10 protein-coding genes are annotated in these 13,139 nt (G+C 73.6%); 5 read left to right on the top strand and 5 right to left on the bottom strand.

What is annotated here, in order from left to right; all coding sequences use genetic code 11:
* Positions 1-10: 10 nt before the first annotated feature.
* On the bottom strand, positions 11-844 hold the full coding sequence (locus ACF1AG_RS15040) for a ribonuclease BN (RefSeq protein WP_387796304.1): 834 nt from the start codon (positions 842-844) through the stop codon (positions 11-13).
* Positions 845-1,069: 225 nt separating this feature from the next.
* Complete coding sequence (locus ACF1AG_RS15035; RefSeq protein WP_387796301.1) at positions 1,070-1,906, bottom strand: MBL fold metallo-hydrolase; 837 nt, start codon at positions 1,904-1,906, stop codon at positions 1,070-1,072.
* Between the two features lie 902 nt (positions 1,907-2,808).
* Here ACF1AG_RS15035 and ACF1AG_RS15030 point away from each other — a divergent pair.
* Positions 2,809-3,069 carry a hypothetical protein gene (locus ACF1AG_RS15030; RefSeq protein WP_359602245.1) on the top strand — a complete coding sequence of 87 codons (261 nt, stop codon included), beginning with the start codon at positions 2,809-2,811 and terminating at the stop codon, positions 3,067-3,069.
* A gap of 283 nt (positions 3,070-3,352) precedes the next feature.
* On the opposite strand, the gene ACF1AG_RS15025 is transcribed toward ACF1AG_RS15030, so the two are convergent.
* Positions 3,353-4,255, bottom strand: a complete 903-nt coding sequence (locus tag ACF1AG_RS15025; RefSeq protein ID WP_359602260.1) for a UbiA family prenyltransferase — start codon at positions 4,253-4,255, stop codon at positions 3,353-3,355.
* A gap of 70 nt (positions 4,256-4,325) precedes the next feature.
* On the opposite strand from ACF1AG_RS15025, the gene ACF1AG_RS15020 reads away from it, so the two are divergent.
* From ACF1AG_RS15020 to ACF1AG_RS15010, 3 genes are read left to right on the top strand one after another with little or no spacing between them, the layout of a single operon-like run.
* A complete protein-coding gene (locus ACF1AG_RS15020) occupies positions 4,326-5,393 on the top strand; it encodes a 3-oxoacyl-[acyl-carrier-protein] synthase III C-terminal domain-containing protein (RefSeq protein WP_359602262.1) in 1,068 nt (355 codons plus the stop codon).
* A 10-nt stretch (positions 5,394-5,403) separates the two neighbouring features.
* Positions 5,404-5,922, top strand: coding sequence for an isoprenylcysteine carboxylmethyltransferase family protein (locus ACF1AG_RS15015; protein WP_359602247.1), 519 nt, complete (start codon positions 5,404-5,406; stop codon positions 5,920-5,922).
* Positions 5,919-6,947 carry an NAD(P)/FAD-dependent oxidoreductase gene (locus ACF1AG_RS15010; RefSeq protein WP_387796298.1) on the top strand — a complete coding sequence of 343 codons (1,029 nt, stop codon included), beginning with the start codon at positions 5,919-5,921 and terminating at the stop codon, positions 6,945-6,947. Before ACF1AG_RS15015 ends, ACF1AG_RS15010 begins: the two co-directional genes overlap by 4 nt.
* Positions 6,948-6,959: 12 nt before the next feature.
* On the opposite strand, the gene ACF1AG_RS15005 is transcribed toward ACF1AG_RS15010, so the two are convergent.
* Together ACF1AG_RS15005 and ACF1AG_RS15000 are read right to left on the bottom strand one after the other, a co-directional pair.
* Positions 6,960-9,029 (bottom strand): SpoIIE family protein phosphatase, encoded by a 2,070-nt coding sequence (locus ACF1AG_RS15005; RefSeq protein ID WP_387796295.1) that lies wholly within the window; start codon positions 9,027-9,029, stop codon positions 6,960-6,962.
* 124 nt (positions 9,030-9,153) lie between these two features.
* A complete protein-coding gene (locus ACF1AG_RS15000) occupies positions 9,154-9,963 on the bottom strand; it encodes an alpha/beta fold hydrolase (protein WP_387796293.1) in 810 nt (269 codons plus the stop codon).
* 389 nt (positions 9,964-10,352) lie between these two features.
* Between ACF1AG_RS15000 and ACF1AG_RS14995 the strand changes: the two genes are divergently transcribed.
* On the top strand, positions 10,353-13,127 hold the full coding sequence (locus tag ACF1AG_RS14995) for a PQQ-dependent sugar dehydrogenase (RefSeq protein WP_387796532.1): 2,775 nt from the start codon (positions 10,353-10,355) through the stop codon (positions 13,125-13,127).
* The last annotated feature ends 12 nt before the right edge of the window (positions 13,128-13,139 follow it).

Here is a 13,139-nt window from a genome sequence, read left to right as displayed (position 1 = left end):
CCTGCGGCGATCACTTCACGCCCACCCGCCCTTGCTCCTCGTCGTGGTGCCGGCGGCCGAAGTGACGGAGGAAGCCGTGGTGGGTGAGCAGCCAGTGCCCGAACAGGGCGCCGCCGTACACGACGAAGCCCACCCCGATCAGCCAGGACTCCACGACCAGGACCACGCCCACCGTGCCGTAGCTGACAGCGTTCTCCACGATGAGCGGGGTGAACACGTAGTAGGAGAAGATCCGCAGGCCGACCAGGCCCACCATGGTGGCGACCGCGCCGGGGAGCAGGTCGCGCCAGCGGATCTGGCCGCCGAGCAGGAAGCGCTGACCCCACCAGAAGAACAGCACGCCGGCCGCCGCCGACAGGGTGATCCGCTCCGGCCCGAACAGCAGCGTGCGGGTCCGCACCTCCTGGTAGAGGAACGCGGTGAGCACGGCCAGCCAGAGCGCCTGCCGCCACACCCGGTGCCAGGGACCGGGCGGCAGCCGCCACACCCGCTCGTAGCCGTTCTGGACGCTGCCGCCGAGGGCGACGCCGAACACGGCGAGCGCGAGACCGCCCCACACACTGGTCGTGCCCACCACCTTGCGGGGCGGACTGAAGATCTCCGTGAGCACCCTCGCCGACCGCCCGGTCAGACCCATGCCGTCCGCCAGCCAGGTCGCGAAACCGCCCCGGCCCAGGGGGTCCGCGGCGGCGACCACGATCAGCAGCGGCGCCAGGGTCACCAGCGCGAGGGTGGCGAAGCCCATGGCCCGGTGCATCAGCTCCAGCTCCCGGCCCCGCGTCATCAGGGTATGGGCGCCCAGCCACCTCCAGCTGTTCTGGAGCACGCCGAGGTACCGCCTCACGGTGCCCCTCCTTCGCCTGCTCGGGCACGCGCCGCGACGTGACCCGCGGCGGGACCGGACCGTCTCGTGCCACGCCGGGTGGGCGGACCGGGCGCCGCACGGCGGCCGTTCCGCTCTCCGGCTTCATCATCCGGCGACCGTGACGGGGCCCGCCACTTCGCCCGGCCCGGCGGGGCCGCCGGACACCCGCGTGCGTCGGTCGTCCGGTGCGGCACCTCGCAGGGCTCAGCGACGGGTGTCCCCGCCGACCGTCACCCGTTCGCCCGGCCGGCAGCGCAGGATCCGGCCGCCGTGGCCGCGCCGGGCCGCCTCGGCGAGGAAGTCGGAGAGCGGGGAGCGGAAGACGCCGTAGTCGTCGTAGTGGACGGGCAGCACCCGGTGCGGGCGGATCACGTCGAGCAGATCGGCGCCCTGTCCGGCGTCCATGGTGACGACCAGGCCGCCGGGCAGCGTGGTCCCGCCCAGGTGCAGTACCGCCAGATGGATGTCGGGGCACCGGCGGGCGATGTCGCGCAGCCCGTCGAACATCAGGGTGTCGCCCGAGAGGTACATGACCAGGCGGACTCGGCCGGAGCGGTCGCCGAACTCCAGCAGGCTCCCCATCACCGGCGGCAGCAGGCGCCTCGCCGGACCCGGCGCGTGCCGGCCGGGCAGCGCGGTGACACGGACCTGCGAGTCACCGCGCAGCAGGGTGTGGCTCTGCCAGGTGCGCAGACCCACGGCGCGGTGGAAGCCGAACAGCCCCTGGAGGACGCGGGAGGCGTGCGGGGTGGTCACGAAGGGCAGCCCTCGGTCCAGGTGGCGCCGGGCCACCCGGTCGAAGTGGTCGCCGTGCAGATGCGACAGCACCACCGCGTCCAGGTCGCCGTGGGGGAGATCGGTGACGTCCACGGCGGGTTCGGTCAGCCGGCGTGACACGAGGCCGTAGCCGAGGTGGGCGAGCTGACCGCGGTGCAGGAAGTTCGGATCGGTCAGCAGGGTCAGGCTGCCGTAGCGGATCAGCAGGGTGGCGTTGCCGATGAACCTCACCCTGACGGTGCCTGCGTGCGGTGTGCGCTCCACGGAGACCTCCCTGGGCCGTCCGACGCGGCCCGGCAGGACCCGGGTGGCCCCGCGGGCCCGTCCTACACCCGGTGGACGCGGGTACGTGCCGGACGCGGGATCGCGGACGTCGAACGCCGGTTCCATTACTTCGCCCTCCGGTCCCGCGCCCGCCGCGTACGACGGTCGGGTCCCACGCCGGGAGGCCCGGCTGCGTCTCCACTGCTCTCGTCCCACCGGCGCCGGATACCGCCGGCTGCGTCACGGGCGGGGCTTCCGCGTCTCGACGTCGACGGAGCCCGGTGCGACGCCCTCCGGGCGCCCTCTCGTCGTAGGAGGCGTCGAGCCTGACCGGACTCCCGCCCGGTTCACCGCCGCCGGGCGCGACGGGACGGCGCCCCTGACTCGCCCGTGGGCGAAGTCGTCGATGCGCCGTTAAAAGGCCGCCCGGACCGGTCCTGCAGCAGTGAGATACCGGTGGGTTCAGTCGGTCCGCGAATTATTCGGCTCGTTGACGTGACGTCTACGGGACTTCTACGCCACATCTATGAGGGGTGGGTATGTTTTTTCTGGATCAAGTCGCGCCGCGTGACTCATTGCGGCGTCGGACGGACAAAACGCGACGCCGGATCAGCCGGTGCCGCGGAATTCGGCGTGCTTGTCCAGTCGTAACCGGAGGCCCGTGGAGGGCACTCGGCCAATACTGTGGCCATGCACGAAAACGGCCACATGCCTGAATGAGCACCACAACTGCAAATGCGAAAAGGATTGTAATGACGCGCAAGGTGAACAAGCGTGCAGTGGTTGCTGCGATTTCCTCGATAGCCGCAGTGGCGGGACTGGTTGCTACGGCCACCCCTGCTTCCGCGTCCATCGCTGCCGGAAGAGTGCAGCTCTGTGTCCAGGGTAACTACTCTGCGCACATGGACTTCGAGGCCAAGGACGGTGGCGCCACAGGCTTGAGGGGACACCTGGTGTCTCCCGGGAATTGCGAGACCTACTACGTCCCTGACTTTCCCGGCGGCACCGTGATATCGACTTACGGTCGTTACAACACCAGCAACAATGAGTTCCACATCACGAACCTCCTGTACCCGACGCACATGTCCGTAGGGCTGAAGTTCCTCTGCGGTGGCACGACGGCGAACGCAGGAAGCGGCGCTTACTGCAACATCGTCACGTGACGCGGAACCTGGGGGCGGCGTTCGCCGCCGCCCCCAGGTCGGTTGCAGAGGCGGCATATCCGGGCATTCCGGCGATGGCGGCTGCCTCACTCGGGCCGAACGTTCCCGGGTGCACGGAGAGCAGGCATGTCACGCGGGCCGCGACCATGGGCAGCGTGAATGGGAAGTCCGCCGCAATGGGCGAACCAACCCGCGCACAGGACACGGTCCAGGGCTCGTCGCGTGCGGGGCGCACCCGCGAGCCAGGGGCGCCGGGAGACAACCGCGGGCCGTGGGGGCCGGGTCACACCAGGTCCGTGCCGTGCAGCAGCAGGCGGGACACCGCCATGCCGGCCACCACCATCGCCGCCCGGAACGGCCACCGGCTGCGCCGCCCCGCCGCCAGCGCCGTACCCGCCACGGCCACGGCCCCGGCCACGACGGCCAGGAACAGCCCCCCGCGGCCCGCCGCCCCGGGCGGCCCCGCGACGACCACCCAGACGGCCGCCAGCATCACCAGCGGCGCCAGCCACCGGCAGGCCGTTCGGCCCAGTCGCTGCGGCAGCCCTCGCACGCCCGTCGCCAGGTCGTCCTCGATGTCCGGCAGCACGTTCACCAGATGCGCCCCCACCCCCAGCAGCGCCCCCGCCGCCACAACCCACCAGGCGGGCCAGGCGGGCGACGGCAGACCGAGGGTGACGAACACCGGCAGGGACGCGAAGCCCACCGCGTAGGGCAGCGGCGACAGCACCGAGTGCTTCAGCCGCAGGTTGTAGATCCAGCCCGCCGCCACGCCCGTCAGATGCGCCGCCGCCGCGCCCGGCCCGGACAGCAGCGACAGCGGCACGCACAGGACCAGGGCCGTCCAGGCGGCGACCGCCACGGCGCGCGCCGGCAGGTGCCCCTCGGCCACCGGTTTGTCCGTGCGCCCGCAGACCGTGTCGCGGCGCGCGTCGGCCGCGTCGTTGCACCAGCCCACCGACAGCTGACCGGCCAGCACCGCCACGCCCACCGCCGCCGCGCCCGCGACGTCGTGCCCCGCCGCCACCGCGAGCGCGGTCACGAACACCGTGACGGCCAGCGCCGGCTCGGGATGGCAGCAGCGCAGCAACGCCGGAAGACGGCGCGGCGGCGTACGCGGAACGACCCCGGACGGGTGGTGGGACACGGGTGAAAGGTAGCCGGGCGGCGACGGCGAGGAAGTCATTACCGACATGCGTGTCCCTCTCATCGCCGAACCGGCGCCCGCCGCCCCTCCGTCCCCGGGCACGGCGCCGGTGACGGCCCTCGCCGCCGTGCACACCGCGCTGCCGCCCCACCGCTACCGCCAGGAAGACCTCACCGAGCCGCTCGGCGATCTGTGCCTCGCCCCGGGCGCCGACCGCGCCGTGTTCCGCCGCCTGCACACGTCCGCCGGTGTCCGCACTCGCCATCTCGCCCTGCCCATCGAGCGGTACGCCGCGTTGCGCGACTTCCGGGAGAGCAACGAGGCGTGGCTGACGGCGGGCCTGGACCTGGCCGAACGGGCGCTCACCAACGCGCTGGCGCAGGCCGGGCTCGCCCCGGCCGACGTCGACCTGCTGGTGTGCGCGTCCATCACCGGCGTCGCCGCCCCGTCCCTGGACGCCCGTCTGGCCGGACGGATCGGCCTGCGGCCGGACGTCAAGCGGCTGCCGGTGTTCGGCCTGGGCTGCGTCGCGGGCGCCGCCGGAATCGCCCGCGTCCACGACTACCTGCGCGGACACCCCGGCGGGACCGCCGTGCTGCTCACCGTCGAACTGTGCTCGCTGACCCTGCAGAAGGGCGACGACTCCCGCGCCAACCTGGTCGCAGGCGCCCTCTTCGGCGACGGGGCGGCGGCGCTCGTCGCCCGCGCCGCCGCGAACGGCGCGGGAGCGGAACCGGCCGCCGGGCCCGCCGTGGTCGCCACCCGCAGCCACCTCCACCCGGGCACCGAGCACCTCCTCGGCTGGGACGTCGGCGCCGGCGGCTTCCGTGTGGTGATCGACCCCGCCGTCCCCGCCCTGGTCCGCAGTGAGCTGGGCGCCCAGGTGCGTGGCTTCCTCGCCGAACACGGCCTGGACACCGGCGACATCGGCGCCTGGGTGTGCCACCCGGGCGGCCCCAAGGTGCTGGACGCCGTGGCCGAAGCGCTCGCCCTGCCCGACGACGCCCTCACCCCGTCCCGGCGCTCGCTCGCCGCCGTCGGCAACCTGTCCTCCGCCTCCGTCCTCCACATCCTCCAGGGCCTCACCGAGGCCCACCGGCCCGAGTCGGGCACCTGGGGGCTCGTACTGGCGATGGGCCCGGGATTCTGCACCGAACTCGTCCTGCTGCGGTGGTGAGGTGAACGCCATGTCCTGGTACACGCTGCTCGTCCTCGCCGTGGCCGTCGAACGCCTCGCCGAACTCGTCGTGGCCCGCCGCAACGCCGTCTGGACCCGCGCCCGGGCCGGGGTGGAGCACGGCCGCGGCCACTACCCCGTCATGGTCGTCCTGCACACCGGCCTGCTCGCGGGCTGCCTCCTCGAACCCCTCCTCGCGGACCGCCCGTTCCTCCCCGCCCTCGGCTGGCCCGCCCTGGCGCTCACCCTGCTCGCCCAGGCCCTGCGATGGTGGTGCATCACCACCCTGGGCCGCTACTGGAACACCCGTGTCATCGTCGTCCCCGGCGCCCGCCTCGTCGGCGCCGGCCCCTACCGCTTCCTCCGCCACCCCAACTACGTCGCCGTCGTCGTCGAGGGCATCGCCCTGCCGCTGGTGCACTCGGCGTGGCTCACGGCGACCGTGTTCACCCTGGCCAACGCGGTGCTGCTGACCGTGCGGATCCGCTGCGAGAACGCCGCCCTCACCACCCACGCGGTGCCCGCGTGAGACGCGCCGACCTCCTCGTCGTCGGCGGCGGACCCGCAGGGCTTGCCACCGCCCTGCACGCCGCGCGCGCCGGTCTGGACACCGTCGTCGCGGAACCCCGCCCGGCCCCGGTCGACAAGGCGTGCGGCGAAGGCCTGATGCCCGGCGCCGTCCGCGCCCTCACCGCCCTCGGCCTGCACGCCCCCGGCCACCCCCTCACCGGCATCCGCTACGTGCAGGGGCCCCGCCGCGTCGAGGCGGCGTTCCGCCGCGGGGAAGGCCTCGGCGTCCGCCGCACCGACCTGCACACCGTTCTCCACCGGGCGGTACTCGACGCGGGCGTCCCCGTCCTCCCGCTGCGCGTGGACGCCGTGCGGCAGGACGCGGACGGCGTGACCGTCCCCGGCGCGGGACTGCGCGCCCGGTGGCTCGTCGCCGCCGACGGACTGCACTCGCCGGTGCGCCGCTCCCTCGGCCTGGACCGCCCGGCCCGGACACCGCCCCGCTACGGACTGCGCCGCCACTACGCCGTACCGCCCTGGACGTCGCACGTCGAGGTGCACTGGGGTCCGGACGCGGAGGCGTACGTCACCCCGCTCGGCCCCCGGCTGGTGGGCGTGGCCCTGCTGACCTCCCGCCGCGCGCCCTACGACACGCAGCTCGCCGGCTTCCCGGAGCTGGCAGCCCGCCTCCCGCCGCACACGGCGGTCACCCCGGTCCGCGGCGCCGGACCCCTGCGCCGGCGGTCCCGCTCCCGCGTACACGGCAGGGTCCTGCTCGTCGGCGACGCCGCCGGGTACGTCGACGCGCTGACCGGTGAGGGCGTCTGCCTCGCCCTCGTCGGCGCCCGCGCCGTCGTCGCCAACCTCCACCGGGGCACACCCGGCCGCTACGGCGCCGACTGGGCCCGCGCCACCCGCCGCTACCGCGTCCTGACGGAACTGCTGGTCGGAGCGCGGCAGCGCCCCGCACTCGCGCCGCACATCGTGCCCGTGGCCGTGCGTCTGCCCCGGCTGTTCGCGGCCGCCGTCAACGCCCTCGGATGAGCGGGCAGGCGGTCACCCGCAGCCCGGGGTGGGGCTCAGGAGCAGCAGGGCGATGTCGTCGCCGGGCGCGGGAGCGTGCCGGACCAGGGTGTCGGCCATGGCCTCCAGGTCCTGCGGGTCGGACTGCTCCACCAGACCGGCGAGGGCGGCCGTCGCGTCGTCCGGGTCGACGCCCGGCGCCTCGACGAGCCCGTCGGTGTAGAGCACCAGCACACAGCCGGGAGGCAGGGCGCACTCCAGCGACGGATAGCGGGCCGTCGGATCGATGCCGAGGAGCAGCCCCGGCGGGACGGACAGCAGTTCGGTTCGCCCGTCGCAGTGGCGCATCAGGGGCGGCGGATGCCCCGCGGTGGCCAGGCACGCCCGTCCGTTCCCGAGGTCCAGGTGCGCGTACAGGCAACTGGTGAACAGACCGGGATCCAGGTCGGTGAGGAGCCGGTTGGTGCCGCCGAGAACGTGGTCCGGGGGAGCGCCGACGGTGGCGTGGGCGTGGACGGCGGTGCGCACCTGCCCCATCAGCGCCGCCGCGTCCACGTTGTGGCCCTGCACGTCCCCGATGGCGGCCGCCGCAGTGTTCTCGTCCAGCCGGATCAGGTCGTAGAAGTCACCGCCGATGCCCAGGCCCCGCGCGGCCGGCAGATAGCGGGCGACGACCCGCAGCCCGGGGATGCCCGGCAGGCTGTGGGGGAGCAGCGCCGACTGGAGCCGGTGGGCGAGGCGGTCCTTGTTGTCGTAGAGGCGGGCCCGGTCGAGGGCCTGGCCGACGAGACCGGCCAGGGAGGTGAGGATGGCTCGCTCGCTGGGCGGGAAGGCGTGCGGCCGGTCGTAGGAGAGCAGCACGGAGCCGATGGGGCGGCCGGAGGCGATCAGCGGCAGGACCGCCCACGCCGCCATTCCGTCCTCGTGCGTCATCTTCGGGTACACGGACACCATCTGGGTGAACGACGGGAAGAAGCCCGGCTCCCCGGTGGCCAGGACCGCCGCCCCCGGGATGTCCCGGCTCAGCGGCGCCCCGTCGAACCGGGCGAGCAGCTCGGGGCTGTAACCGCGGTGGCCCAGAATCCTCAGCCGGCCGTTCTGCGCCGTCATCAGCACCATGGCCTGGGCGCCGAGGGCGGGCAGCAGCTGTTCGGCGGTCTGGTCGACCACGTCCTGCACCCCGACGGCCTCGGTCAGAGTGGTCGCCAGGTGCATCAGGTGGTACAGCACCGTGGCCCGGCCGGGGCCGTGCGCAGTCTCCGCGACCGGGTCGGGCTCCTGCCCGTCACCGGTCCGGTCGATGCGCACGCTGATGCCCGAGGGGTCCGGGTAAAGCTCGAACGACAGCCAGGTGCCGGGCGGCCGCAGCACCCGGAAGGTCTGCGGGGTGCGGCTGATCAGCGCCGCGCGGTAGCGGTCCTCGACATGGGGGACGTCCATCCAGGGCAGCGCCTCCCACGGCAGGGCGCCCAGCAGCCGGTCCGGGTCGGCGCCCACGAGGTCGGCGGCTGCCGGGGTGACGAGGGTGATCCTGCCGTTCAGGTCCAGGCCGACGTACCCGCCGGGCAGCCGGTCCAGGAGCGCCGTACCGGCCCACGCCTCCTCGGCCGTGGGGGTGCGCCCCGGTGTCGGGGGCAGGATGCGCGGCCGGCCGGGGGAGACGAGGGGCTCGCCACGCCCCGCGGCCTGCTCGAAGAGATGGCCCAGGCGCCGGGAACCCGCCCGGACGGCCTCGTGCTCGGCACGGCTGAGCTGCGGCGGGTGTCCGCTGGGCCACAGCAGCACCAGCCCGCCCCGTACCCCGGAGTCCGACGCGACCGGCACGGCGGCGAGGGCGAAGTCGTAGGGGAGCACCACCGCCGGGCGGGGGTAACGGCGTGCCATCTCCACCTGGCTGCTCACCCACACCAGGCGCTCGTCGCGCACCGCGTCGGCCACCGGGATCGGATCTCCCACCGCGACCCGGCTCCACGGCGCGACCACCTCGCGCGGGGCGCCCGCCACATGGGACAGCCAGAGGGCCGTGCGGTCGGGGGTGAGGACGTACAGCAGGGCGGCCGAGGCGCGGGTCGCCCGCACGATGTCGGCCAGGGCGGTGTCCATCAGTCACCCGCCCGTCCCGGCGGGGACGAGTCCGCCGACCCGCCCGGCGCCGCCCGAACTGCTCCCATATCGGGACAGTACGCCGAATCCGTGACCGAGGCATCCAGCACCCGGACGGCACAGGTCAGGCGGTGACGTCCCCGCCGGGTGCCGGGGCCGGGGCGCGCAGCACCGGCATCATCGTCCCGGCCTCGTCGCCCGCGAGGTGGCCGAGGATCATCCGGTCGACCTCGGCAGGCTTCTCCAGGGGCAGCAGATGGGACGCCCCCGGAACGACGGCGAGCCGGGCGTCGTGGAGCGCGCGGTAGAGGGCCGCGGTGTGCTCCAGGGTCATCAGGTCGTCGTCGCCCGCCATGACGAGGGTGGGTGCCCGCACCGCGGCCAGGTCCCCGGCGTCGAGCGTCGGCTGGGTGCGCCACATGTCGATCATCCGGGTCGCCACCGACGGCCAGTGGTCCGGCCCGTCCGGGCTCGCGGCCACGTACAGTTCGCGGAAGAACGCCATCTCGGCGCTGTCCGGGGTCAGCGCGTCGAGCATCTCCGGTGCGACGAACGCCTCCGACGCGGGCCGGAAGGTCGCCCCGATCAGCACCATCCGGCGGACCAGGTCGGGCCGGGCCAGGGCGGTCAGCAGCGCCACGATGCCGCCGTCGCTCCACCCGACCAGATGGGCCGGCCCGCCCACCACGGATTCCAGGAACGCCACCGTGTCACCGGCCATGTCGGTGTACGCCAGCGGGCCCTCGACGTCCGGGGTGTGGCCGTGCGCCCGCCGCTCGGGGAGGTGGAGACGGTAGGAGGCGGCGAGCTCGGGCCGCTGGGCGCCCCAGGTGTCATTGGTGCAGAACCCGCCGTGCAGCAGCACCAGCGGGTCGCCTGAGCCCTCGGTCTCGTACCAGGTCCTGACCCCGGGAAGGTCCGCGTAGTCACCCATACGTTCCAGCCCTCTCCGGGACGGCCGCCGTCCCCGGCCAGTGTCCGGCAGCCCCCGAACGGCCGCAACGCGGCCCCCGCCGCCCCGGCAGAGGCACTTTGTCCCAGCGATGGAAGAAGGCGCGGGATGCCGTGCGAAAGGGGTTACGCGTTCGCGCCCCTCCCGCTAACTTCCTTGAAACGGACCGGTCTTGAGGCCCACGGGTCGACCGGCCGACGCTCCACGGCGCGACGGCGCGCGCCTGTGCTCCTTCACGGCAGCCCTCTGCCCGGGGCCTGCCGCCACCCCCCACCGCCCTGGAGAGCTCTGTGCGCACGAGACCGCCCGGACACAGACGTGTCCGCACCCTTCTGACCGCGCTGACCTGCGCCGCCGCCCTGGCCCTCCCCATGGGCCCCGCGGCGACCGCCGCCCCGGCTCCCGATCCCGTCGACCGGGCGAACGCCGCCGCCGAGGACTTCCAGCAGGTGACCCTCGCCAAAGGCGTGGCCGAGACGGGCGAGCCCATGACCCTGGCCGTGCTGCCCGACCGTTCGGTGCTGCACACCTCCCGCGACGGCACCCTCCGCCGCACGGACGCGGCCGGCACCACCACCGTCGCGGGCCGGCTCGACGTCTACAGCCACGACGAGGAGGGCCTGCAAGGCGTCGCCGCCGATCCCGGCTTCGCCGCCAACCGCTTCGTCTACCTCTACTACGCGCCCAAGCTGAACACTCCCTCGGGGGACGCCCCGTCCGACGGCAGCGCCGGCGACTTCACCCCCTTCGACGGCGTCAACCGGCTCTCCCGCTTCGTCCTGCGGGCCGACGGCACCCTGGACGCGGCGAGCGAGAAGAAGATCCTCGACGTGCCCGCCTCCCGGGGCCTGTGCTGCCACGTGGGCGGCGACATCGACTTCGACGCGGACGGCAACCTGTACCTGTCGACCGGCGACGACACCAACCCCTTCGCCTCCGACGGCTACACCCCCATCGACGAGCGTGCCTCCCGCAACCCCGCCTACGACGCCCAGCGTTCGGCCGGCAACACCAACGACCTGCGCGGCAAGATCCTCCGTATCAAGGTCCAGGCCGACGGCAGCTACAGCATCCCGCCCGGCAACCTCTTCCCGCCGGGCACCGACAGGACCCGCCCCGAGATCTACGCGATGGGCTTCCGCAACCCGTTCCGCATGAGCGTCGACCAGGCCACCGGCACGGTTCACGTCGGCGACTACGGCCCGGACGCGGGGACGGCCAGTTCCTCCCGGGGGCCCGCCGGTCAGGTCGAGTTCAACCGCATCACCCGGGCAGGCAACTACGGCTGGCCCTACTGCACCGGCCGCAACGACGCCTACGTCGACCACGACTTCGCCTCCGGATCCTCCGGCGCACGCTTCGACTGCTCCGCGCCGAAGAACACCTCGCCGCACAACACCGGACTGACGGACCTGCCCCCGGCCCAGCCCGCCTGGCTCCCCTACGACGGCGGCTCGGTACCGGAGTTCGGCACCGGCTCCGAATCCCCCATGGGCGGCCCCGTCTACCGCTACGACGCGGAGTCCGCCTCCGAAGTGAAGTTCCCCGAGGAGTACGACGGCGACTTCTTCGCCGGGGAGTTCGGCCGCCGCTGGATCAAACGCATCGAGACCGGCGGCGACGGGACCGTCCGGACCATCAACGCGTTCCCCTGGAACGGCACCCAGGTGATGGACATGGCCTTCGGCCCGGACGGCGCCCTCTACGTCCTCGACTACGGCACCGGCTACTTCAACGGCGACCACAACTCCGCCCTGTACCGCATCGAGCACGTCACAGGCGGACGCGCCCCCGTCGCCCAGGCCGCCGCGAACAGGACCTCCGGCATCGCACCCCTCACGGTCGCCTTCTCCTCGTCCGGCACCTCCGACCCCGACGGCGACACGCTCGGCTACGCCTGGACCTTCGGCGACGGCGCCACCTCCACCGCCGCCGACCCGTCGCACACCTACACGGCCAACGGCCAGTACACGGCGACCCTGAAGGTCACCGACCCCTCCGGGAAGTCGGCCACCGCGTCCGTGCAGGTCACCGTCGGCAACACGGCCCCGACCGTGCGCATCGACACCCCCGCCGACGGCCGCATCTACGACTTCGGGGCGGCCATCCCCTACACGGTGACCGTGACCGACCCGGAGGACGGCACCGTCGACTGCTCGAGGGTGAAGGTCACCTTCGTCATCGGTCACGACAGCCACGGCCATCCGCAGACCTCCGCCACCGGCTGCACCGGCACCCTGCACACCCTGGCCGACGGCGAGCACGACCCCAACGCCAACATCTTCGGCGTCATCGACGCCGAGTACACCGACCGGGGCGCGGGCGGCCAGCCGGCCCTCACCACCCACGACCAGCACATCACCCAGCCCAGCCACCGGCAGGCCGAGCACCACGGCGACTCCGTGGGCGTACAGATCATCGACAAGGCGTCCGCGCACGGCGGCAGGACCGTCGGCGAGATCCACGACGGCGACCGGATCTCCTTCGCCCCGTACAACCTCGAGAACGCCTCCCTCTTCACCGCCCGCGTCTCCTCGGCGGGCAGCGGCGGCACGATCGAGGTCCGCGCGGGCTCCCCGGCCGGCACCCTCCTCGGCACGGCCACCGTCCCGGTCACAGGGGGCTGGGACATCTTCCGGGACGTCACGGCGCCCCTGAGCAACCGGCCTGCCGCCTCGACCACCCTGCACCTCGTCTTCAGGGGCGGCGCCGGGCCGCTGTTCGACGTGGACGAGTTCTCCTTCGACACCACGGCGGCACCCGCCCGCACCGGGGAGATCCGGGGCGTGGGCGGCAAGTGCCTGGACGTGGACGATGCGGGGACGGCGGACGGGACGCGGGTGCAGATCCACGCCTGCAACTCCTCCGCCGCCCAGCGGTGGACCGTCCCGGCCGACGGGACGCTGCGGGCGCTCGGCAAGTGCCTCGACGTGTCCGGGGGCGGGAGCCTGGACGGCACGCGGATCCAGTTGTGGACCTGCAACGGGACCGGTGCGCAGGCCTGGACGGCGCAGCCGGACGGGACCGTGCGGAACCCGCAGTCGGGCAAGTGCCTGGACGCCTCGGGCGGCACCTGGGACGACCGCACCCCGGTCCACCTGTGGACCTGCCACACCGGCCCCAACCAGAAGTGGACCCTGCCGTAGGAAGGAGGCGAC

Origin of the sequence: Streptomyces sp. NPDC014764, assembly GCF_043082785.1 — a bacterium.
GTDB classification, from domain to species: Bacteria; Actinomycetota; Actinomycetes; order Streptomycetales; family Streptomycetaceae; genus Streptomyces; species Streptomyces althioticus.
Note: the sequence above shows the minus strand (reverse complement) of the source record. Positions and strands in the feature narration are given on the sequence as shown.

Coding starts and splice junctions, on each gene's coding strand:
- ACF1AG_RS15030 (WP_359602245.1), top strand. CDS start 2,809: ATGGACTTCGAGGCCAAGGACGGTGGCGCCACAGGCTTGAGGGGACAC.
- ACF1AG_RS15025 (WP_359602260.1), bottom strand. CDS start 4,255: ATGACTTCCTCGCCGTCGCCGCCCGGCTACCTTTCACCCGTGTCCCAC.
- ACF1AG_RS15015 (WP_359602247.1), top strand. CDS start 5,404: ATGTCCTGGTACACGCTGCTCGTCCTCGCCGTGGCCGTCGAACGCCTC.
- ACF1AG_RS15005 (WP_387796295.1), bottom strand. CDS start 9,029: ATGGACACCGCCCTGGCCGACATCGTGCGGGCGACCCGCGCCTCGGCC.
- ACF1AG_RS15000 (WP_387796293.1), bottom strand. CDS start 9,963: ATGGGTGACTACGCGGACCTTCCCGGGGTCAGGACCTGGTACGAGACC.
- ACF1AG_RS14995 (WP_387796532.1), top strand. CDS start 10,353: ATGGGCCCCGCGGCGACCGCCGCCCCGGCTCCCGATCCCGTCGACCGG.